The 21,066-nt window shown below is 31.0% G+C and carries 23 protein-coding genes; 1 reads left to right on the forward strand and 22 read right to left on the reverse strand.

The window, feature by feature from the left end; translation table 11 throughout:
• Positions 1-172: 172 nt before the first annotated feature.
• The 21 genes from odhB to B2G86_RS11050 form a co-directional block, all read right to left on the reverse strand.
• The gene (odhB, locus tag B2G86_RS10950) at positions 173-1,432 is read right to left on the reverse strand and encodes a 2-oxoglutarate dehydrogenase complex dihydrolipoyllysine-residue succinyltransferase (RefSeq protein WP_078358151.1); all 1,260 of its coding nucleotides are present in this window, start codon (positions 1,430-1,432) and stop codon (positions 173-175) included.
• Between the two features lie 13 nt (positions 1,433-1,445).
• Positions 1,446-4,232, reverse strand: coding sequence for a 2-oxoglutarate dehydrogenase E1 component (locus tag B2G86_RS10955; protein ID WP_078358152.1), 2,787 nt, complete (start codon positions 4,230-4,232; stop codon positions 1,446-1,448).
• Between the two features lie 92 nt (positions 4,233-4,324).
• A complete protein-coding gene (locus B2G86_RS10960; protein WP_078358153.1) occupies positions 4,325-5,701 on the reverse strand; it encodes a HAMP domain-containing sensor histidine kinase in 1,377 nt (458 codons plus the stop codon).
• Positions 5,698-6,372, reverse strand: a complete 675-nt coding sequence (locus tag B2G86_RS10965; RefSeq protein WP_078358156.1) for a response regulator transcription factor — start codon at positions 6,370-6,372, stop codon at positions 5,698-5,700. The genes B2G86_RS10960 and B2G86_RS10965 overlap by 4 nt, the downstream gene beginning before the upstream one ends.
• Positions 6,373-6,773: 401 nt before the next feature.
• Positions 6,774-7,382 carry a phosphatase PAP2 family protein gene (locus B2G86_RS10970; RefSeq protein WP_078358158.1) on the reverse strand — a complete coding sequence of 203 codons (609 nt, stop codon included), beginning with the start codon at positions 7,380-7,382 and terminating at the stop codon, positions 6,774-6,776.
• Positions 7,383-7,394: 12 nt separating this feature from the next.
• Entirely contained in the window at positions 7,395-8,462 is a 1,068-nt protein-coding gene (locus B2G86_RS10975; RefSeq protein WP_078358159.1) for an undecaprenyldiphospho-muramoylpentapeptide beta-N-acetylglucosaminyltransferase, read from the reverse strand.
• Between the two features lie 3 nt (positions 8,463-8,465).
• Positions 8,466-8,981 carry a GNAT family N-acetyltransferase gene (locus B2G86_RS10980; protein WP_078358160.1) on the reverse strand — a complete coding sequence of 172 codons (516 nt, stop codon included), beginning with the start codon at positions 8,979-8,981 and terminating at the stop codon, positions 8,466-8,468.
• A 16-nt stretch (positions 8,982-8,997) separates the two neighbouring features.
• Positions 8,998-10,425: a S41 family peptidase gene (locus B2G86_RS10985; RefSeq protein ID WP_078358162.1), complete on the reverse strand. Its 1,428-nt coding sequence runs from the start codon at positions 10,423-10,425 to the stop codon at positions 8,998-9,000.
• A gap of 96 nt (positions 10,426-10,521) precedes the next feature.
• Positions 10,522-10,743, reverse strand: coding sequence for a YozE family protein (locus tag B2G86_RS10990; protein WP_078358163.1), 222 nt, complete (start codon positions 10,741-10,743; stop codon positions 10,522-10,524).
• Positions 10,744-11,247 carry a PTS sugar transporter subunit IIA gene (locus B2G86_RS10995; protein ID WP_078358165.1) on the reverse strand — a complete coding sequence of 168 codons (504 nt, stop codon included), beginning with the start codon at positions 11,245-11,247 and terminating at the stop codon, positions 10,744-10,746.
• A 14-nt stretch (positions 11,248-11,261) separates the two neighbouring features.
• A complete protein-coding gene (gene msrB / locus B2G86_RS11000; RefSeq protein ID WP_078358166.1) occupies positions 11,262-11,690 on the reverse strand; it encodes a peptide-methionine (R)-S-oxide reductase MsrB in 429 nt (142 codons plus the stop codon).
• Between the two features lies 1 nt (position 11,691).
• Entirely contained in the window at positions 11,692-12,210 is a 519-nt protein-coding gene (gene msrA / locus B2G86_RS11005) for a peptide-methionine (S)-S-oxide reductase MsrA (RefSeq protein WP_078358167.1), read from the reverse strand.
• 24 nt (positions 12,211-12,234) lie between these two features.
• Positions 12,235-12,801, reverse strand: coding sequence for a DUF2140 family protein (locus tag B2G86_RS11010; protein ID WP_078358168.1), 567 nt, complete (start codon positions 12,799-12,801; stop codon positions 12,235-12,237).
• Positions 12,791-13,633 carry a DegV family protein gene (locus B2G86_RS11015; RefSeq protein WP_078358169.1) on the reverse strand — a complete coding sequence of 281 codons (843 nt, stop codon included), beginning with the start codon at positions 13,631-13,633 and terminating at the stop codon, positions 12,791-12,793. The genes B2G86_RS11010 and B2G86_RS11015 overlap by 11 nt, the downstream gene beginning before the upstream one ends.
• Entirely contained in the window at positions 13,620-14,369 is a 750-nt protein-coding gene (locus B2G86_RS11020; protein ID WP_078358170.1) for a lysophospholipid acyltransferase family protein, read from the reverse strand. The genes B2G86_RS11015 and B2G86_RS11020 overlap by 14 nt, the downstream gene beginning before the upstream one ends.
• Positions 14,370-14,373: 4 nt before the next feature.
• Positions 14,374-14,847, reverse strand: a complete 474-nt coding sequence (locus tag B2G86_RS11025; protein ID WP_078358172.1) for a dihydrofolate reductase — start codon at positions 14,845-14,847, stop codon at positions 14,374-14,376.
• Positions 14,848-14,862: 15 nt separating this feature from the next.
• The gene (locus B2G86_RS11030; protein ID WP_078358174.1) at positions 14,863-15,816 is read right to left on the reverse strand and encodes a thymidylate synthase; all 954 of its coding nucleotides are present in this window, start codon (positions 15,814-15,816) and stop codon (positions 14,863-14,865) included.
• A 345-nt stretch (positions 15,817-16,161) separates the two neighbouring features.
• A complete protein-coding gene (locus B2G86_RS11035; protein ID WP_078358176.1) occupies positions 16,162-16,950 on the reverse strand; it encodes a class I SAM-dependent methyltransferase in 789 nt (262 codons plus the stop codon).
• Positions 16,934-17,371 (reverse strand): BrxA/BrxB family bacilliredoxin, encoded by a 438-nt coding sequence (locus tag B2G86_RS11040; protein ID WP_078358178.1) that lies wholly within the window; start codon positions 17,369-17,371, stop codon positions 16,934-16,936. Before B2G86_RS11040 ends, B2G86_RS11035 begins: the two co-directional genes overlap by 17 nt.
• A gap of 4 nt (positions 17,372-17,375) precedes the next feature.
• Positions 17,376-18,500, reverse strand: coding sequence for a virulence factor (locus B2G86_RS11045; RefSeq protein WP_078358179.1), 1,125 nt, complete (start codon positions 18,498-18,500; stop codon positions 17,376-17,378).
• 10 nt (positions 18,501-18,510) lie between these two features.
• Positions 18,511-18,705: a zinc-finger domain-containing protein gene (locus B2G86_RS11050; RefSeq protein WP_078358180.1), complete on the reverse strand. Its 195-nt coding sequence runs from the start codon at positions 18,703-18,705 to the stop codon at positions 18,511-18,513.
• Positions 18,706-18,856: 151 nt separating this feature from the next.
• On the opposite strand from B2G86_RS11050, the gene B2G86_RS11055 reads away from it, so the two are divergent.
• On the forward strand, positions 18,857-19,546 hold the full coding sequence (locus B2G86_RS11055) for a queuosine precursor transporter (protein ID WP_078358182.1): 690 nt from the start codon (positions 18,857-18,859) through the stop codon (positions 19,544-19,546).
• Between the two features lie 95 nt (positions 19,547-19,641).
• Here B2G86_RS11055 and B2G86_RS11060 read toward each other — a convergent pair.
• Positions 19,642-21,066: Rib/alpha-like domain-containing protein (locus tag B2G86_RS11060; protein WP_142242938.1), on the reverse strand; the 1,425-nt coding region annotated here is incomplete at its 5' end.

The raw sequence follows: 21,066 nt of genomic DNA on the forward strand, positions 1-21,066 counted from the left end.
GGGAATAGTATGCGTGAGAGACTACAGGCTCGAACCATACCCTCTGGCAAATGCACGTACAAAATCATAATATTTTATAAAAAATAAGCATATCACTGTAAACTTTAAAAATCAGTTAAGTGATATGCTTATTTGTTTTGAGTTAGGGTTTATGCCCCAACCTTATCTATAATTAACTTTCTAATAATAAATCTTCTGGATTTTCGATTAAGTCTTTGATTGTTTTTAGGAAACCAACTGCTTGTTTACCATCGATAATTCTATGGTCATAACTTAAAGCGATATACATCATTGGTCTATTTTCCATGCGTTCTTTATCGATAGCAACTGGTCTTGTTACGATTGAATGCATGCCAAGAATTGCAGCTTGAGTACCATTGATGATTGGTGTAGACATTAATGAACCAAATACTCCACCATTTGTAATAGTAAATGATCCGCCCATCATATCATCTAATCCTAATTTTTTGTCTTTAGCTTTAACTGCTAAGTCTACAATGTCTTGCTCGATTTCTGCGAAGTTTTTCTTGTCACAATTTTTTACGATTGGAACAACTAATCCTTCTTCAGTAGAAACAGCAACACCAATATCATAGAATTGTTTTAAGATTAAATCAGTACCATCAATTTCAGCATTTACATCTGGATATTTTTTCAATGCAGCTACTGATGCTTTAGTGAAGAATGACATAAAGCCTAAACGAGTACCATTATGATCTTCTTGGAATTTTTCTTTTTTACGTTTACGTAATTCCATAACGTTAGTCATATCTACTTCATTAAATGTTGTTAACATAGCTGTATTATTAGATACTTCTAATAACTTTTTAGCAATTGTTTGACGTCTACGTGATAATTTTTCACGGACAACTGGTTTAGAAGGATTGTCATTTGATTTAGCTTGTGCAGGTTGACTTTTCTCAGCTTGTTTAGGTTGAGCAGGTTTTGATGCGTTTTCAACATCTTCTGGTCTAATTACATCTCCAGCTTGTGTTTTAACTTTACTTAAATCAATACCTTTTTCACGTGCTAATTTACGTGCTGAAGGAGTTGCTTGAACTCTATCATTTGATGAAGCAGTTTCTTCTTCTTTAACTTCTTGTTTGTTAGATGGTGCTACTGTTTTAGCAGCATCTTCTTTAGGTGATTCTTCCTGTTTTTCAGTTTCTTTAGAATCATTAGATGCAGGTTGTGCTTCGCCATCTGAAACGACTGCAATTACAGATCCAACTTCAACAGTTTCGCCTTCTTCAGCTTTTATTTCAGAAAGTACTCCTGCAACTTCTGAAATGACTTCTACGTTTACTTTGTCAGTTTCAAGTTCAACAATGTTTTCACCTTTTTCAACTTGGTCACCAACTGATTTAAGCCACTCTGCAATTGTTCCTTCTGTAATTGATTCTGCTAATTCTGGTACTTTTACCTCTGACATTATTCTTTTCCCCCTAATTATGTTTTAAAGCTTCTTCGATTACTTTGCTTTGTAGAATTTTATAAATTTCGCCATCGCCTTCTGCAGTTGAAGAACGAACTTTACGTCCATGATATTCAAGTTCTACTTTACGATTTTCTAGAATACTTTGTAGTTTTAAGCTTACAAATGACCAAGCGCCTTGGTTCTTCGCTTCTTCTTGAACCCATCTTACAGTTTCTAGATTTCTAAATTCTGATAGAACATTTGTTATCTCTTCTTTCGGGAAAGGATAAAGTTGTTCTAAAGCAATTAAACAAAGTTCATCGTTAGGATTTTTTTGCAATTCTGTTTTTAAGTCAATAAACATTTTACCTGATGAGATTATAACTTTTTTAACTTTAGTTTTTTTGAAAGGTTCTACTAAAATAGGCTCAAATTGTCCTTTAGTAAATTCTTCAATTGGTCTTGAAACAATTTTATTACGTAACAAGCTCTTAGGTGACATTAAAACTAATGGTCTCATTTTGTCAGTATTTAAATATTTAGCGTGTCTTCTTAATAAATGATAATAGTTTGAAGCACTCGTTAAGTTAGCAATTGTCATGTTGTTCTCACCAGCTAGTTGTAAGAATCTTTCTAATCTTGCTGATGAGTGCTCAGGTCCTTGTCCTTCATTACTATGTGGCAAGAATAGCGCTAAACCACTCTTCTCACCCCACTTAGCATTACTATTAGCCATAAAGTTATCGAAAATCATTTGTGCCATATTTGCAAAGTCTCCGTATTGAGCTTCCCAAATATTAAATGATTGTGGATGATCTACGTTATAACCATATTCGAAACCTACGACTGCTGCTTCTGATAATGGAGAGTTATGGATATCAAATGATGCTTGACCGTTTGGCACGTGATGAAGTGGTATAAATAATTTTCCGTCATTTTCATCATGTAACACTGCATGTCTTTGAGCAAATGTACCACGTTCAGAGTCTTGACCCGTTAAACGAATTGGTGTTCCATTTTGTAAAATTGTTGCAAACGCTAATTGTTCAGCATGTGCCCAATCTACTAAGCCATCTTTTTCGAAAGGTTCACGGCGTCTATCTAATACTTTATTTAATTTTTTGAACACTGTGAAATCTTCTGGATAATCAAACATAGCTTCATTGATAGCTTTTAATTCTTCAAAAGTAGCATTTTGAAGCTTATAGTCTTGACCTTCACTAATTTTGTCAGGTAAAGTCATTTCCGGATTATCCATTTGTGCATCTTTATCTATTTTATCGTGTGCAGTTCTTAGTCTCTTAGAAACATCATCAAATATTTGATTCATTTCATCTTCAGAAATGATACCATCTTCGACAAGTTTTCTTCCATATAACAACTCAATAGAAGGATGTTCTTTAATTGCTTTATACATCATTGGATTCGTGATGGATGGTTCATCCATTTCATTATGGCCATATCTTCTGTATCCAACTAAGTCGATTACAAAATCTTTGTTGAATTTTTCTCTGAAGTCCATAGCCATTTCAATAGCTTTAACAGTTGCTTCAACATCATCAGCATTTACATGGATAATCGGTAAATCATAACCTTTAGCCACATCAGTAGAATAAGTAGTTGAACGACCATCAGTTGCTTCAGTCGTAAAACCAATTCTATTATTAGTGATAATGTGTAATGAACCACCTGTTGTATATCCATCTAAATTACTTAAGTTCATTGATTCGAAATTAATACCTTGACCAGGGAAAGCAGCATCACCATGTATTAATACAGCTAGTGATTTATTTACATCTTGACTAGGTCTACCAGCATCGATTGTAGTATCTTGGTTTGCTCTAGCTTTACCAAGTACAACTGGAGAAACGATTTCAAGATGACTTGGGTTGTTTGCTAACGTAATAGATTGTTCTATTCCATACTTGCTTGTTGTTTTAGTACCACCAAGGTGATACTTAACATCCCCAGTCCAACCAGCAGTAATTTCTAATGAACCATCTTTAGGTAAGAAGATTAAAGGATTTTTATGCATAAATTCAGAAATCATCATTTCATATGGTTTCTCTAACACATGTGTTAGTACATTTAATCTACCTCTATGAGCCATACCAATTTGGATATTTGGTATGTTTGCAGCATTTGTACGTTTTAAAACACGTTGTAACATAGGTACTAATGTGTCCACGCCTTCAATAGAAAAGCGTTTTGCACCTACGAAATTTTTATGGATATATTTTTCAAAGCCTTCTACTTCGGCTAAGCTTTTTAATAATTCAAGTTTTTCTTCTTTAGTAATTTCAATAGTTTTAGTTGATTCTATATATCTTTTTAGCCATACACGTTCTTCATTATTATTGATATGTGTATATTCAAAAGCTATAGGACCTTGGTAACATGAAGTCATATATTCAATTGCTTCATATGCATTATTAAATTCACCATCAAAATGATCTGATACGATTACAGATGGAAGTTTTTCAAGCGTTTCTTTTGATAGTCCAAAGTCTTGATGTGTTAATTTAGGTACGTTTTTTCTTTCTGGACGGTATACTGGATAAATATCGGCAGTTAAATGTCCATACTGTCTGATATTATCAATTAAACGCATTACACGTTTCACACTTGAGTTGTCCACCCCAGTACTTGATTGTAGGCCAGCGCCTGTGTTGTTACTAGTTAATTCATCGAATAACACTTGCAAGTCTTCTGGTACTGACTCTGGATCATTAACGTAATTATCATACATTTCTAACATTAACCCTAAGTTAGTTCCAAATCTTACAGGTGCTTCGACATGATTATCATTCTTCATGTTCCACCCTCCAAGAAAATTATAAACCGTTTACATTTCCATTTTAGCACTTAACAGTATTGAGTTAAAGGCTAATTTGACATTAAACACACTTATTTATTTATAAAAGATTCTTTAAATACAACTGAGATTTTAGTGTATTCATTTACGACACTATCTACTTTCACAGTACCATCATAAAAATTGACTAATTTCTTAGCAATTGATAGTCCTAAGCCATTCCCACCTTCTTTTCGTGAACGTGATTTATCAACTCGATAAAACCGATCAAATATAAAATCTAGGTCCTTTTTAGGTATACCCATTCCGTGGTCAATTATATCAATTGTGATATTTCTATTTTTAAGATTTGTGTTAATCTCGATGTTTTTATTTTTTGTGTCATATTTCATAGCGTTATCTATAAATATCAATAACATCTGTTCAAAATGAAATCGATTAATATTCATCCTAATTGCTTTGAAATTTGACTCAAAGTTAAATGTATAGTCTGGATGTAATGTTTTTAATGATTTAATTCTTGAGCGAATTTCATAATTTATATCTACAATATCTATTTCATCACCCGTACTAGAACGGGCATCTTTTGATAATAAAAGTAATTCTTCTACTAGTTTTGTAATACGCGTCATTTCTTCAATCGAAATATCTAAAGACTCTTCTAATACTTCAGGATTATTCTTACCCCATCTTTGAATAAGATTTAAATGTCCTTGAATAATTTGAAGTGGTGTTCTCAATTCATGAGATGCATCTTCAACAAATTGCTTTTGCTGATTAAAAGAAACTTCAAGTTGTTCCATCATATTGTTAAAAGTATGAATCATATCATCAGTTTCTTCGTAGTTAGTTGGAACTTCTAGTTTTTCTTGGAAGCCATCACGACGTATTTGCTTCATTTTATCGGATAAAATCGTGATTGGTTTAGTGATTTGTGTCGAGAATATATAACTAATAATCGCAATTAACAATAAAGCAATAAACCCAAATATTGTAGCCAAAATAATCATGAATTTAATAATAGCATTGTAATTATCGAGTGGATGAATTATAGCTTCATAGCCACTGAAATAGCTTGTGTTTACTGGCGTATAAATGACAATATAAGATCTATTATCTTTGCTCGTTTCATAAAGTTTATGGTGGCTTACTTTTTCGAATTTCGGTGTATAGTCTAAATTGTTATTATGTGTTTCTTCGAAAATAGGTTTGCCAAATTTATCATAAAGTACTATTTTTTGATTATCAGTAATTGTAGCGTTTATATCATTTGAAGTTATTTGACCTAATGTTTTAGTCTTCAATAAATTAACTGTGTCATATGCACTTCTTGTAGCTACACTAGTTTCTTGATCTTTTAAATATAAGCTTATGAAATAAATAATGAACATACTAAATAAAGCGAATATTATAAAGGTTATTGTCGTGGTGAGCATCATCCATTTTGTTTTTAATGATTGCTGTTTCATGATCTAATCACATATCCCACTCCTCTAACCGTTTCGATGATGTTTTCTTTTTTGTACGGTTTAAGTTTATTTCGTAAATAACGAATATACACATCCACGACATTCGTTTCAACTTCAGATTCATAACCCCAAACGTGATTTAATATTTGTTCTCTCTGTAGAACGAAATTTTGATTTTGAGCAAGTAATAATAATAATTCGTATTCAGTTTTTGTTAAATCCACATTTTCACCTTGAATTGAAACTGAAAATGCATTTTTATCAATAGTTAAATCATTTACTGTTATTGTGTGACTCACATTTTCTGTAGTTACATTTCTTCTAATAATCACACGAATTCTTGCTAATAATTCTTCTATATCAAAAGGTTTAACAATATAGTCATCCGCTCCATAATCAAGCCCGATAACTTTATCGTAAGTGTCACCTTTTGCCGTAATCATAATAATAGGTGTTTCTTTTTCACGACGAACACGTCTGCATACTTCTAATCCATTCATTTTTGGCAACATGAGATCAAGAAGAATACAATTATAATCTTCAGATAAAGCTTGCTTAAGACCACTTTCTCCATCATTACATATTTCTACTTCATAATCTTCATGCTTAAGTTCTAATTCGATAAATCTAGCTAAATTTTGTTCATCTTCTATGATGAGTATTTTTTTCATAACTGCACCTCGTAATAATTTATAAAAATTTTTCTATTTAATTGACAATAATTCTCAATTGGGTATAATAGTAATTGAAAATGATTATCAATCAACTAAAAGAGTTCCCCCTCTATTTAGAAGTTAACATTTTCATGTTTAATAAGTTCATTATATATGAGCAGAACTATTTTATCATTTAAAATAGTATAAATTTTAAATAACTAATTGACATTCATTCTCATTTAGTTATAATAGTAATTGAAAATGATTATCAATCAACTAAAAGAGTTCCCCCTCTAAGTATGGATTGAACATTTTCTATAACCCCCTTTTATGCCCATAAAAGTAAAACACCCAAGTGATTCTGTCCAAATCACTTGGGTGTTTTTTTCTTATGTGGTTCAATCTTCAAGACTATTTTATAACTTAGTTCTTAACATGCTTTGAGTTAATAGAATACAAATAACGCCACCAATTATACCTGCAATGATGTCAGTTGGATAATGTACGCCTAAATATACACGAGATGAAGAGATCATTGCTATACATACGAGGCACAATCCTATTAAATATGGTTTCATTGTTTTGTTGGATATTCTATATAGAACATAAATCAATGATCCAAAAAAGGCGGTAGATCCCATGGCATGTCCGCTCGGAAAGCTAAATCCAGAAATATCTATAAGTCTCAATAAAGTTGGTCTTTCTCTATCGAATATATTTTTAAGAAGTGGATTTAAAGTACCTGATAATATCATTGTAATTGCAAAAAATAATGTCTCTATGTTATATTTTTTTAATTTCAAGTAGCAAATTACTATCAAGGATAGAGCTATCATTGCCCAAACTTCCCCTAATTTTGTAAAACCAAGCATAATAGAAGTTGTGATAAAACTTTCTGTTGAATATATAAAATTATAAACTTCATTATCAATCCACTTACCTAGTCTTGATTCATGAAAGAAAGCTATAACACCAAAAATCAAACTGAAAATAAGTATTAATAATGTACGATTAGCTTGGCTCATTCGATATCCCCCTTACTTTAAGTCTTCTTCTATTTTATTAAATAATGTTTCTTTAGTATAACTTTCTTTGAAATGAGACATTTTGTCAATAATGTCATCTCTTTCGTTTTCTAATTTGTCTAATTGCCTTACTAAATTTGATTGATTAACATCTTTTTCTTGTAATACTTTAGCATAGCCTTTTTTCTCAAAAATCTTAGCGTTATCAATTTGGTCACCTCGAGATTGATCTAATCCAAGGGGTATTAATAACATTGGTAATTTTAAGGTTGCGAATTCATAAATTGCATTTGCTCCTGCTCTACTAATAACAGTATCTGTAATAGCATAAAAGTGCATCAGTTCATTGGAAACAAATTCATATTGAACATAATTTTCATTATTGATTGTTTCATCAAGATGACCTTTACCTGTTAAATGTATAATTTGATATTTTTTAGTTAAATATTCAAGATTTTCTCTAATTGCTTTATTAAGTGCTTTTGAACCTAAACTACCACCCATAATTAAGAGAACGGGAAGTTTCGAATCAAATCCTGTTAATTTATAGCCTTCTTCTGTAGAGCCATCTCTTAAATCTTCTCTAATAATGGCACCGATATAATCAGATTTATCAGAAGGGACATATTTTAATGTTTCTTCAAATGTTGTATACATTCTTGTTGCAAATTTCATAGCAATTTTATTAGCTAAGCCTGGTGTAACATCAGATTCATGAATAATTGTTGGTATTTTCAATGATTTTGCAGCCATAATGACTGGTACACTTACGAAACCACCTTTTGAAAAAACGAGATCAGGTTTTTCTTTTTTTAAAACCTTTCGAGCATCTAATACACCTTTCATAACTTTAAAAACATCTTTTAAATTTTCAAAAGATAAATATCTTCGAAGTTTACCGCTTGATATAGCAATATATTTAGTGTCTTTTGCAGAATTCGCAATCATTTCTCTTTCTATACCATTTTTTGAACCTATATAGATCGTTTCAATGTTACGTTTTTTTGCTTCAGGTATAAGTGCTAAGTTTACAGCTACATGTCCAATCGTACCGCCACCGGTAAAAGCTATTTTCTTCATTATTTATTTCTCCTCATTTTCTATCAATTTGTAATAAGCATAAAATGGTGCATTTTTATCAAATGGAAATTCATCTGTTTCATATTCACCCATTTTTATAAAATCAAATTTATGAAACAATTTTTGTGCTCTTTTATTTAGTGAAAAAGTGTCTGTTAACAAGATTGATAGCTCATTTTGTGAAGCATAATCAAGAGCGAATTGCATCATTATTTGTGCAATTCCTTTATACTCAGGATTCGTTGCCATTCTGTGTATAACAAGTGCATTTTCAGTACTTACTGGCCAATCAAATTGTTGATACCATTCTGCTTGTACTTGATTAATGCAAATGTAACCTACTATTTCATCATTCACTTCATGTAAATAAAGATACCCTTTATCAATATCGTCATAGAAATCTTTTTCTATAGGATATCGATGATCCCATTGTGGATTTTGATCAGCTAACATAATAGATTTAGCCATCTCTGTAAGTTTATTTATGTGAAGTATATCTGCTCGTGTTGCTGTTCTCATTTTTACTTACCTCCATCTACTTATGAATGTATTGAATAGCTTCATCTAATTGTTTATCTTCACTACGTATTTTTTTACGTAATAATTCTATGAATTTCTTAGTAGTGTCGTCTGTAAAGATACCATTTGATTCTAATTTATGATCATTTTGGAATGCTTTTACGTTACTTTCTAGTTCATTATCGAATTTTCCATTTTCATTGCTAATATTATACCCTAATGCTTCCAAACCAATCTTAATTGATTTAATCTCTTTTGAATTATCACCTTTTTGATAAGTTTTACTTGGATCGATGATTTCTATCTCTTCATATTTTGGTGCAGAGATTTTTTTATCAGGTTTAATCCCTTTTTTATGGATATATGATTTATTAGGTGTTAACCATCTCATGTTCGTATATTTAAGTATACTTGAATCGTTAAATTCCTTATGGACTTGTCCAATCCCTTTACCAAAAGTTGTAGTGCCTAGGACATCTGCAATTTTGTAATCTTGTAAAGCTCCTGCGAATATTTCTGCAGCGCTTGCGGATCCTTTATTAACTAATACAGAGTAATCCATATCGTCAATTCCTGACATTTTTTTATTTTCAGTTTCCACTGCTTGAGGTTTGTCACCTTTAGTTTCTAAATAAATAACTGGTTTCCCTTTATCTACAAATAAATTAACACTTGTAACAACTTCATCTAATAACCCGCCTGGATTATTTCTTAAATCTAGTACAACGTGTTTTACGTTATCTTTTTTAGCTTGTTTTAGGGCTGATTTTAATTCTTTAGTTGTTTTATTTTGGAACTTAGAAATGGCAATTACGCCAGTATCTTTCTTTTTAGTATAGTCAACACTAGTAACATGAATTTTATCTCGTTTAATATCTACATCAAAAGGTTCTTTTCCTTCTCTTTTAATTGTTAATGTGACAGTTGAGTCTTTTTTACCACGTACTTTTTCAACAATTTCATTTAATGACTTATTTTTGATAGATTTATGGTCAACTTTTGTTACGATATCTAGTGGTTGTATACCTGCTTTTTCTGCAGGTGAACCTTTCATTGGACTTGTAATTCTTACAAAACCTTTATGTACTTCCATTTCTGCTCCTATACCAACAAAATCACCTGAGATTTCTTCGTTGTAAGATGTCGTTTCTTTAGCAGATATGTATTCACTATAAGGATCATCAAGCGATTTAATCATACCATCGATGGCACCTTGTGTTAATTTATCATCATCAATGTCTTTATAATAGTCTTCATCGATTTGTTCATATGCTTCTTCAATTTTATTAAGACTTTTTTGTTTGTCATTACCAAAATTTAATCCGAATTTATAAGAGGCGAATGTCACTACAGATGTTAATAGTACAGTAACAAATAATATAATTAGTAATTTATATAGTGGCATTGTAATTTCTTGCTTTTGCTTATTTTTAAATGGTTTCATTTACTCACAACTTTCTTGTCAAATATAATTTATTTTAACAGTTAATTCATACAAAGAAAAACACTTTGGTGCACTCGACACCAAAGTGTTAAACATTTAAAATTTCAACCATTCTTCATATGAATCAAATAAATCATCGAAAACACTCATTGGCTGAGTAAACATAGCTTCTGTTTCTAAATAGTCAGAAAGTGTATGATAATCATTTGTAAACTTTGGGAATGATAAATCTTGGAAAATTAAATCAGCTAATTTTCCGATTTCACTATTTTCATTACGTTTCGTTAGAGCATATTGATAGAATGAATATTGTTTCATTTATTTCATTTTCACATCAATAGCTTTAGTTTCACCTTTAACTAAACTTTCTAATGATTCAATGTTAATATTTTCTGCATCATCAGTATTTGTAATGATAACAGGACTAATAACAGATTTAACTTTAGCTTCAATCGTTTCGATGTCAAATTTCAACAATTCATCACCTTTACTTACTACGTCGCCAGTGTTTACAAGTGCTTCGAAGCCTTCTCCACCTAATTGTACAGTTTCTAGACCAACGTGTATGAGAACTTCTAAACCATTAGAAGCTTTAATACCTACTGCATGATTTGAAGGTTTAAATACATTAACAATTTCGCCGTCGAAAGGTGCTACTACAACACCTTCTGAAGGTTTAATACCAAAACCTTCACCCATCATTTTTTGAGCAAAAACAGGATCTGGAATGTCTTCAATAGCTACATATTCTCCTGTGATTGGTGCATATACTTCAACATTTGTATCTTTAGATTTGTTACCGCCAAATAATTTTTTAAACATAAGTATCTTCTCCTCTAGTTATTAAAATGATTTACTAATTCTCCATACCCTAATTCTTCTAACTTATCGTATGGTATAAATTGCACAGCAGCTGAATTAATACAATATCTCAAACCACCTGTTTCTTTTGGACCATCATTAAAGACATGCCCTAAATGGCTATCAGAATCTTCAGAGCGTACTTCAGTTCTTATCATACCATGAGTTTTATCTACAAGTTCTATAACTTCTTGATCATCTAATGCTTTTGAGAAACTTGGCCAACCGCAATCAGATTCAAATTTCTCTTCTGAAGTAAATAAAGGTTTACCTGATAATTTATCAATATAAATCCCTTTATCAAAGTGGTTCCAATATTCATTTTGAAATGGTGGTTCAGTTCCATTTTGTTGTGTAACTAAAAATTCCATTTCATTTAAGTCATCTTTATTTTTTTTTAGCATTTTAGCGCCCCCAATATTTTTCTATAAATGCTTTACGTCCAGAACCTTGTTGATATCCTTGGTAATGTGCAGGATTTTTTAAATAATAATCTTGATGGTGCTCTTCCGCCGGATAAAAATTCTTATAAGGTTTAACTGGTGTAATGACGGGTTTATCAAAAATTTGTTGTTCATTTAATTGATTGATTTTATTTATTGCAGTTTCTTTTTGATCTTCATCATGATAGAAAATAACTGGTTCGTAGCTTTCTCCTCTATCGAAAAACTGCCCTCTATTATCAGTTGGATCAAATGTTTTAAAGTATATATTAAGAATAGATTCAAAATCTGTGTCTTCTTCATCATATTCAATTTGAACTGCTTCTACATGTCCAGTTTGATTTGTACAAACTTCTTCATAAGTAGGATTCTCGGTATGTCCCCCACTATAACCAGAAGTAACTTCTATAATGCCAGGAAATTCATTGAATGGTTTCACTAAACACCAAAAACATCCCCCAGCTAATGTTGCATATGCCATAGTTGTACCTCCTTTGATGATTAATTACTTTAGCTTAATATCAAAATACCATTTTTTAGCTGAAATATCTAATGTTTGAATTTGTATAGATTCAACGTTATCAATATCTAATTGATCTAAAGAGAGATAGACAGACTCATCTTTAGGATTTACTTGAATATATGGTGGAAGATCGCTATGTTTTTTTATTTGTGATAGTACAAATGGGTTTGAAATGTTCAGTTTACCTATATCAATAGCTTTTATTTCAAATTTTATCGTTTCATTATTTAACTTTACTGGTTTTGTTTTAAGGGTGATATCAATGTCTTTTCCCAATATTTTAGTACTTGTATCAAATGACAAAGATTTTTTTGTGATTTTCGATTGAATATTATACTTTTTAATTGAAGCATTCATTAATGATTCAAGTTCAGAATTACTAAAAGAAATCGTGAAATCTTTGTCGATTTTTTCAGAATTATTATTTGGATGGTTACTATCATCTGATATAGATACGAATATATATACCGTGGCTGTAAGTATTAAAATAATAAGAATAACAAAAGCAAAAAACCATGCCCGATGATTCATCCAATTTTTATTTTCCATAAAAGAACACGCCTATAGCGCCTTCACCTGTATGTGTTGAAACGACAGGTGTTGTTACTGCAGTATCAAACTTTTGAATATTTTTCTTTTCTTTAATTGATTTCATAAGTTTATTCACTAGTTGTTCTGCATTTGCATCTGCTATACCTATTTTAATGATTTCTTTCTTTTCTAAAAATACATCAAGTTCTTTCATAAGGTATTTAATGACAGCATTTTGAGTTCTAGCATTATGCATCATTTCTATTTTTCCGTTAATTACTTCACCAATTGGTTTAATATTCATAAGTGAACCAATAAGCCCTTTAGCTTTCCCAATTCTGCCACCTTTAATTAGGTTGTCAATATTACCTATAACAACAAATAACCTTAAATTATTTTTAATAACTTCAAGTTGTTCAACAATTTCTTCAATATTTTTTCCTTCATTAATCATTTTAACTACTTCTTCAATTTGGAAGCCATAAGCTAAAGAAATGAATTTACTATCAATAACTGTAACTTTGCTATCAGTCATTTGTGCTGCTTGCTGTGCTGCACTGAATGTTCCAGATAACTCTGAAGTCATATGAATACTAATAATGTCCGAACCATCTTTACCTAATTCGTCATATGTCTCTACTATTTTACCAATTGCAGGTTGACTCGTTTTCGGTAGTTTTTTAGCTTCTCTCATTTTTTCAAGGAATTCTGTTGAACTCATTTCAGTTTGATCTTCATAAGTAACGCCATCGATAAGTATATTTAATGGCACAACTGTTATATTGTTTTCCTTAAGATAATCTGCTGATAAGTCAGTTGTTGAATCAACGACGATTTTAATTTTTGACATAATGATTCTCCTTTAATGATTGAACAGTATTACTAATTTCCCCTTGAACATATTGGCTGACTTCTTGCATTGTTTTGTCTTCAAAGATTGAAGGATCAATCGGGTCTAAAATATGCACGTAAACATCTCCGGGAACGATTTTTTTTGAGTCTTGTGCTTCCATTATATTAGATGTTCCATATATTGCGATTGGCACAATTTTAACTTTTGCAGATTTCGCCAATTTAAATGATCCTGCTTTAAATTCTTGCATTTCTCCACCTTTACTTCGACTTCCTTCTGGAAAAATTAGCAGTGAATGTTGTTCTTTTAATTTATTTATACCATCTTTAATCATTTGTAAACTTGCTCTTCTATTTGAGCGATCTAAATAAATACAATTCATCTCTTCCATCCATGGTTTTAAAAATGGAATATTTTCTACTTCTTTTTTTGAAATAAAACCAAATGGTTGTGGTAAATGATTAATTAATACTGGAATATCAAAGTTTCCTTCGTGATTTGAAATATATAACACGGGTTCGTCTAGTGAATTTGTGTTACCAGTAATATGAGTTTGAACGCCTGCTGATTCCAAAATTCTTGTTGCCCATTTTCTAGCATATAAATAAACCATTTCATCTTGAGTTTGTATATCATCAACTAGCACTTTTTTCTTCTTAACTTTATTTAACTGTGACGTAACTAGCGCTGCATATCCAATGATATAGCCAAATGTTTTCGCTGTTCTTAACATACTATTATTTCCTTTCCAAATGCATATATGTGTGAGGTAATGTGTTTTTTTCATCTAATGTACCTGCTTCAGATGATATAACTGTCCAATCTTTAAATTCGTATGGTGGGAAAAAGGCATCACCTTGGAATTTATCTTCAATAACAGTTATATACATATCGTCGACGCGATCCATCATTTGCTCGTATAGACCTTGTCCTCCAAATATAAATATATGTCCATCTAAATGATCAATTTCATCTAAGGAATGAATGACATCTACGCCTTCATGTTCAAAAGATCGATTTGAAGTTAATACGACATTTCTTCTATTTGGTAGTGGTCTACCTAATGATTCAAATGTTTTTCTTCCCATCACAATAGTATTACCCGTTGTTAATGCCTTTACTCTTTTTAAATCATTTGGTAAATGCCAAGGCATTTTATTATCTAAACCTATTACTCTGTTTTGATCATGACATACTATAATTGATTTCATTGTATTTACTCCTTCTTAAACTGCAATTGGTGCTTTAATACTTGGATGTGATTGATAATCTACTATTTCTAAATCTTCATATTCAATATCGAATAATGACTTATCAGTATTAATTTTAAGTTTAGGTGCAGAATATGAATCTCTAGAAAGTTGCTCTTCAATTGCTTCGATATGATTTTTATAGATGTGAGCATCTCCAAAAGTATGAACAAACTCCCCTACTTCTAGGTTACATTCTTTAGCAATTAAATGTGTTAATAAACTATAGCTAGCAATATTGAATGGTACTCCTAAAAAGATATCCGCACTTCTTTGATATAACTGACAGCTTAATTTTCCATCTTTAACATAAAATTGGAATAACGTGTGACACGGTGGTAAAGCCATTGTATCAATTTCAGTTGGATTCCATGCAGAAATAATATGTCTACGAGAATTTGGATTTTGCTTAATATTTTCAATTAATATCTTAAGTTGATCAAAGCGTTGACCATCTTGATCTTTCCAATCTCTCCATTGTTTACCGTAAACGTTACCTAAGTCACCATATTTTTGCATAAAATCATCGTCGTTAAGTATTTTATTTTTAAAAATAGCTAATTGTTCTTTATATTGATCGTTAAACTTGTCATCAACTAAAGCACGACGACCAAAATCATTCATATCAGGGCCATTATATTCTTCACTTTCAATCCATTTTTTGAAAGCCCATTCATTCCAAATGTTATTTTTATATTGCAATAAGTATCTTATATTAGTATCACCTTTAATAAACCATAAAAGTTCGGTAGCGATTAATTTAAAAGATACCTTCTTTGTTGTTAATAGAGGGAATCCTTCAGACAAGTCAAATCTCATTTGGTGGCCAAATATAGAAATAGTACCCGTACCAGTTCTATCGTCTTTACTTTTACCTTCGTTTAATACTTTGTTACATAAATCATGATACGCTTTATCAAAGTTATTCATTTGAGCACCTCTTTTTCTTTATTCTTCCTTATCTATATTAACGAAAAACGTTATATTTTACTACTGATATAATAGAAAATGATATCGATAAAAGATAGAATCTTTCACTGAAATTATGTATAATAGAATTAAATTAACGAAGAGATCACAATTCAAAGGAGGCTATTTCAATGAATGAAATATTCGCTGTTATAGGGTTATTCTTATTATTAAGCTATATGATTAGTATGTGCATTACTGAATAGTACTTAAAAGGGGCAAAAGAACTTGGGACTTAAATCCCTTTCTTAACTAAAATCACCCAATCCGTTAGACTTATTTTCGGATTGGGTGAATTTTTATTTTTTATTTTGATTTTGTACTTAGTCCATAATGTGTTTTAGAACTTTTTCGTAAACATTGTGTGACTTTTAATTTTTTAAAGATATGACTTTTATAATGTGCCTTTACTATTAAATATTTATAATCTTCAATAGGTTTTATATTTTGAATTACATCTGTCATTCGAGACAATTCACCCATTCTATCGTTTTCGACTAACGTTTGTTCAAACATGTGATCTAAATAAAGTACATCTACTAATTTAGTGTTTTGCTTAACCCAATTGTTGTAATCATCATTTATAAAATGAATGCGTTCATATTCTTCTGGTTCTAGATAATTTTTCATGCCTTCTGAAATAACGAAATATATAAGAGGATTTTGCTCTATTGCATATATATTTGCTTGCTTAAAAATCTTCAATGTCATGTAACTATCTCTTCCAAACCCCATTGTTCCATCTATGAAATTAAAAGTTGATAAATTACTTGTTATATCATTCAGCATTTCTATAAGTATAGGTTGTTTCTTTTGTTTCAACATGTGTAATTTAACTTTTACAGTATCTAAATGAAAATAAATAGGAGTATCCGGTGAAAAATATAATTTTGGCCCATTACTTTCTAAAACTATGACCGGTGTAGTATCATTTTGAAATAATTGCTTAATTGTTAGTTTATTTCGTTTGATAGTTTTAACTTCATTCACAAATTCTAATTTAGATAATATAGCAAATGCATCTTCTACTTGATTGTAGAGAGATGCATTAACTTTAACTGCAGTTGTTAATCTAACGTTAGTCACAGTATTCATCAAAAGCGTCTTTAATATCCATGCAAATCTCTTGGATATCTCTTCCTTCAATATGTTCACGTGGCATAAAGTATTTAAGCTCTTTACCTTTAAATAAAGCCATAGATGGACTTGATGGTACTTGAGCAATATATGCTCTCATCGTTTCTGTTGCTTCTTTATCTTGACCAGCAAATACAGTAGCTGTTCTAGCAGGTTTCTTATCATTTTGCTGAGCTACTGTGACAGCTGCCGGACGAGCTAAACCTGCCGCACAACCACATACTGAGTTAACTACAATAAACGTTGTTTCATTTTGATCTACATTATCCATAAAATCTTTAACTGCATCAGGTGTTTCTAAACTTTCGAAACCTTGTCCAGTTAATTCTGTTCTCATCGGTTGAGCTAATTCTTTCATATATTGTTCGTATGCATTCATAATATTATTCCTCTCTCTTTCTATTCGCCATTTGTTTCCACACAGATCCTAAAGCAGCTTCACCATTTTCAATTCTTTCAATTGCCATTTGAACTTGTAGTTTAACGTCAAATGCTGGATCATCTTGTCTGTTTTTTAAAGCTTCTAAAGCTGTTTCATCGCCTTCATCAAAAATAAACATAGCTGCACGCCATCTTACAATTTTTTGAGGATCTTCAAGTGCTTCGATCATAACGGGTAAAGCTTCTTTATAACCTAAGTCACTTAAACAATCTCCAGCAGTTCTTCTTACAGAAACAACTTTATCTTTCATACCTTCATATAGATAAGGTAATGTTTCTTTTTGCTCTATCATTCCTAATAAAACGATCGCCATTCTTCGTACTTGAGGTTTCTCATCATGTAATGCTACTTCCAATAATGGATAATCCTCTTCAGTAGGAGTTGGAAAATCGTTTAACATTCTTAATTTTACTTTCCAATCTTGCTCTTGTTCAAAAGTTTCTTTATCGACATGAACAAATTGTTTTTCAGGAATTGTAATATCACTTGTTAAAGCTTCTTCAACTAGCTCATCTAAAATTGCTTTAGGATATAATGCTAGTAATTCTTCTTGTACTGTTTCAAGAACTTCTTCAACTTCTCCATAACGAACGCCTAAATCTTCCCATTTTCTCAAAAATACAACATTATCAATGTCTTTAGTAGCTTTCAACATACTATCGATATAAATCTCTGGTAATTGTTTTCTCTTTTCTTGTTCTTGAGTTGTTAATTTAATTTGGTAAGGAATTCCTTTAAACTTTAAGACTTCTGCTTTTACTTCACCAAAATGTTCATTTACTTGATTGTTATTTGAGTCTGAATCCTGATCTGATCCAGATATAGCAGTTGTTACATCTTTTAGTAAAGTATCCCAATTTTCTTTAGGACGTTTATCCACGGCAATAAAATCCATTACATGGAATACAGATTTAATCCCTTCTAAATTTAATATACGGTTAATGAATTCAGGATTATGATCATTAACTTCTGTATAAGTGTTTGAAGATCTGTCTTCCTTTTTAAATGATAAAACGATTTTCATAGTGTTAGGACTTGGTGTTGGTTCAACTCTAACAATTTCCATAATATCCTCCTTATTGCAATTTGTTGCCTAGTTGTTTAATTCGTATACCTACAGAACATTCAGATATACAATATTGATGTGCTTGGTGTTTTCCTTGAGTTTCTCTATAATGCGTTTTAAGTAAACACCCTTTGCAGTATGTTTCCATTAAATGATCTATTTGTTTGATTGCTACTTTTTCTTCTTGAGCTAAAATAAGTGTCACTCCCTTACTAGACCGTTATTATACCATTCATAATACGAATTGTTTACGATAAAGCTTGTTGATTTTTAAAACTTTGAGCCGTATAATAAATAAGTTCGATTATCGCGGTTTCTAAACACCCGCAATATCAAAATTTAGGAGGAACAAAGTTATGTATAATGAATTAATAGGAATCGGTACATTCTTCATCACATTTATATTGATGTTAGTCCTATACCGTTTCTTTGGAAAAACTGGCCTGTTTGTTTGGGTTGCTATAGGTACTATTATAGCAAATATACAGGTTATTAAAACAGTAGAACTATTTTCAGTTAGTGCAACACTTGGAAATGTAATGTTCGCATCAATTTATCTTGCAACAGATATATTAAATGATATATATGGTAGAAAACAAGCTAAAAAAGCAGTTTGGCTTGGATTTTCATCAGTTATCGTCATGGTTATTTTACTTCAATGTTCGCTAACATTCATACCAGCTCAAGATGATTTTTCACAAAAAGCGCTGGAAACTATTTTTAATATTGTACCTAGAATTGCATTAGGTTCAATAATCGCTTATGTTATTGGACAACATTTAGATGTACTTTTATTTAATTTAATTAAGAATAAGTTCTCATCAGATAAAACATTCTATATAAGAGCATATGGTAGTACTATTGTCAGTTCTATAATTGATACAGCAATATTTGTGTTAATTGCATTTTATGGCAACCTACCAAATAGTGTAGTATTTGAAATCTTTATTACAACATATTTCTTAAAACTACTTACAACAATATCAAATGTACCATTCGGTTACATTGCAAAGTCAATGTATAGAAAAGGCAAAATTAATGATTAAAACAGATAAGTATTATAACTTTTAATACTGAAAAAATCTCCCAATCCTTAAAATTATTTTAGGAATGGGAGATTTTTTTAACACATTATATATTATTAATTCTCTTCTTTTTTATCTTTACGACGACCAAATAAGAATAATGCTCCCACACTTGCAAATAAAGTACCGAATAAAGTTGTGTTTTCAATTGGTTGTTCACCAGTATTAGGTAGAACTTCTGTTTTTGAAACATTTTCATTATTCATTTCTTTATTTTTAGTGATTTTATTTTGTTCATTGCCTATTGAAGTGTCTTTTAAAGCACTTTCTAGTTTGTTATTAGACAATTTGTTTTGATTATGAGGTTCTATAAGTTCATGAGATTTAATTGTTTGAACAGAATCTTTATTTTCTGTCTTTCTAGAATTTGACATGTCATGTCCACTTTCTTTTGAATTAACAATTATTTTAACATTTACTATTTCTGTAGAACCATCTGGATAAGTAACTTTAACAGGAATAGTTTGCTTAGTACCTGAAATTACATTTGCTGGAGGTGTAACTGATAACGCACCAGTTTTAGAATTTATTTTTATATTCCACTTACTTGGTACTGTTGCTCCAGGTATTTCGAATTTTGTGTTTTTAGGCAGTTTTCCATCACCAATTTGTGGAACGGTAATACTTTTATCAGGTGAAATATTTATCGGATTATCACCATATCCAGGCTTGTTTTTATCTACATCTTTAACTTTGTTATTAATCATATCAGTAGGATTTGATTGTAACTTAAGTTTTGAATTATCTGAAGCAATCGGTGATTCTGCTTTACCCGTTACTTTCGCTGTATATTTGTTTTCAGGTAATGGTGCTGTTGGTATAATTTCAACAATACCTTGATCATTTGCGATCCCTTCTCCAACCTTGTTACCATCTTTATCGAAAATTTCTACTTTATAGCCTGGTTTAGATATTATTATAATTGGATCTTTTGTACTAGCTTTACCAGTTAAGTCTGTTTGAGTATCAGGTTTAGTTGATTGTGTTGTATCTTTCGATTTGACAGGTTCAGAAGCATCAGACGTATTTGGTGTTTCCGCGTTATCCGTTGCTTTGGCTGTGATATTACCTTCAGGTAATGGTTTTGTTGGTGTAATTTCAGCTACGCCTTGATCATTAGCTATGCCTTCACCAATCTTATTACCATCTTTATCGAATAATCCTATTTTAGATCCTGGATCAGCTTTTACAACGATTGGATCTTTCGTGCCACCTTTACCAGTTAAATCTGTTTGAATCACAGGTTTAGTAGGCGGCGTTGTATCTTTCGATTTGACTGGTTCAGAAGCGTCAGACGTATTTGGCGTTTCCGCATTATCTGTCGCTTTAGCCGTGATATTACCTTCAGGTAATGGTTTTGTTGGTGTGATTTTAGCGATACCTTGATTATTAGCGACGCCTTCACCAATCTTATTGCCATCTTTATCGAAGATTTCAACTTTAGTTCCAGGGTCAGCTTTTACAACGATTGGATCTTTCGT

This window comes from Mammaliicoccus fleurettii (assembly GCF_002018435.1).
In the GTDB taxonomy this organism is placed as follows: Bacteria; Bacillota; Bacilli; order Staphylococcales; family Staphylococcaceae; genus Mammaliicoccus; species Mammaliicoccus fleurettii.

Excerpts from the sequence above, each read along its gene's own strand:
- B2G86_RS10995 (WP_078358165.1), bottom strand. The coding sequence starts at position 11,247 with ATGTTTAAAAAATTATTTGGCGGTAACAAATCTAAAGATACAAATGTT.
- B2G86_RS10955 (WP_078358152.1), bottom strand. The coding sequence starts at position 4,232 with ATGAAGAATGATAATCATGTCGAAGCACCTGTAAGATTTGGAACTAAC.
- B2G86_RS11040 (WP_078358178.1), bottom strand. The coding sequence starts at position 17,371 with ATGAATGCATACGAACAATATATGAAAGAATTAGCTCAACCGATGAGA.
- B2G86_RS11025 (WP_078358172.1), bottom strand. The coding sequence starts at position 14,847 with ATGAAATCAATTATAGTATGTCATGATCAAAACAGAGTAATAGGTTTA.
- B2G86_RS10990 (WP_078358163.1), bottom strand. The coding sequence starts at position 10,743 with ATGAAACAATATTCATTCTATCAATATGCTCTAACGAAACGTAATGAA.
- B2G86_RS11010 (WP_078358168.1), bottom strand. The coding sequence starts at position 12,801 with ATGGAAAATAAAAATTGGATGAATCATCGGGCATGGTTTTTTGCTTTT.
- B2G86_RS10960 (WP_078358153.1), bottom strand. The coding sequence starts at position 5,701 with ATGAAACAGCAATCATTAAAAACAAAATGGATGATGCTCACCACGACA.
- B2G86_RS10980 (WP_078358160.1), bottom strand. The coding sequence starts at position 8,981 with ATGAGAACAGCAACACGAGCAGATATACTTCACATAAATAAACTTACA.
- B2G86_RS10985 (WP_078358162.1), bottom strand. The coding sequence starts at position 10,425 with ATGAAACCATTTAAAAATAAGCAAAAGCAAGAAATTACAATGCCACTA.
- odhB (WP_078358151.1), bottom strand. The coding sequence starts at position 1,432 with ATGTCAGAGGTAAAAGTACCAGAATTAGCAGAATCAATTACAGAAGGA.
- B2G86_RS10970 (WP_078358158.1), bottom strand. The coding sequence starts at position 7,382 with ATGAGCCAAGCTAATCGTACATTATTAATACTTATTTTCAGTTTGATT.
- B2G86_RS10975 (WP_078358159.1), bottom strand. The coding sequence starts at position 8,462 with ATGAAGAAAATAGCTTTTACCGGTGGCGGTACGATTGGACATGTAGCT.
- B2G86_RS11020 (WP_078358170.1), bottom strand. The coding sequence starts at position 14,369 with ATGTTAAGAACAGCGAAAACATTTGGCTATATCATTGGATATGCAGCG.
- B2G86_RS11015 (WP_078358169.1), bottom strand. The coding sequence starts at position 13,633 with ATGTCAAAAATTAAAATCGTCGTTGATTCAACAACTGACTTATCAGCA.
- B2G86_RS11030 (WP_078358174.1), bottom strand. The coding sequence starts at position 15,816 with ATGAATAACTTTGATAAAGCGTATCATGATTTATGTAACAAAGTATTA.
- msrA (WP_078358167.1), bottom strand. The coding sequence starts at position 12,210 with ATGGCATATGCAACATTAGCTGGGGGATGTTTTTGGTGTTTAGTGAAA.
- B2G86_RS10965 (WP_078358156.1), bottom strand. The coding sequence starts at position 6,372 with ATGAAAAAAATACTCATCATAGAAGATGAACAAAATTTAGCTAGATTT.
- msrB (WP_078358166.1), bottom strand. The coding sequence starts at position 11,690 with ATGCTAAAAAAAAATAAAGATGACTTAAATGAAATGGAATTTTTAGTT.
- B2G86_RS11035 (WP_078358176.1), bottom strand. The coding sequence starts at position 16,950 with ATGAATACTGTGACTAACGTTAGATTAACAACTGCAGTTAAAGTTAAT.
- B2G86_RS11045 (WP_078358179.1), bottom strand. The coding sequence starts at position 18,500 with ATGGAAATTGTTAGAGTTGAACCAACACCAAGTCCTAACACTATGAAA.
- B2G86_RS11055 (WP_078358182.1), top strand. The coding sequence starts at position 18,857 with ATGTATAATGAATTAATAGGAATCGGTACATTCTTCATCACATTTATA.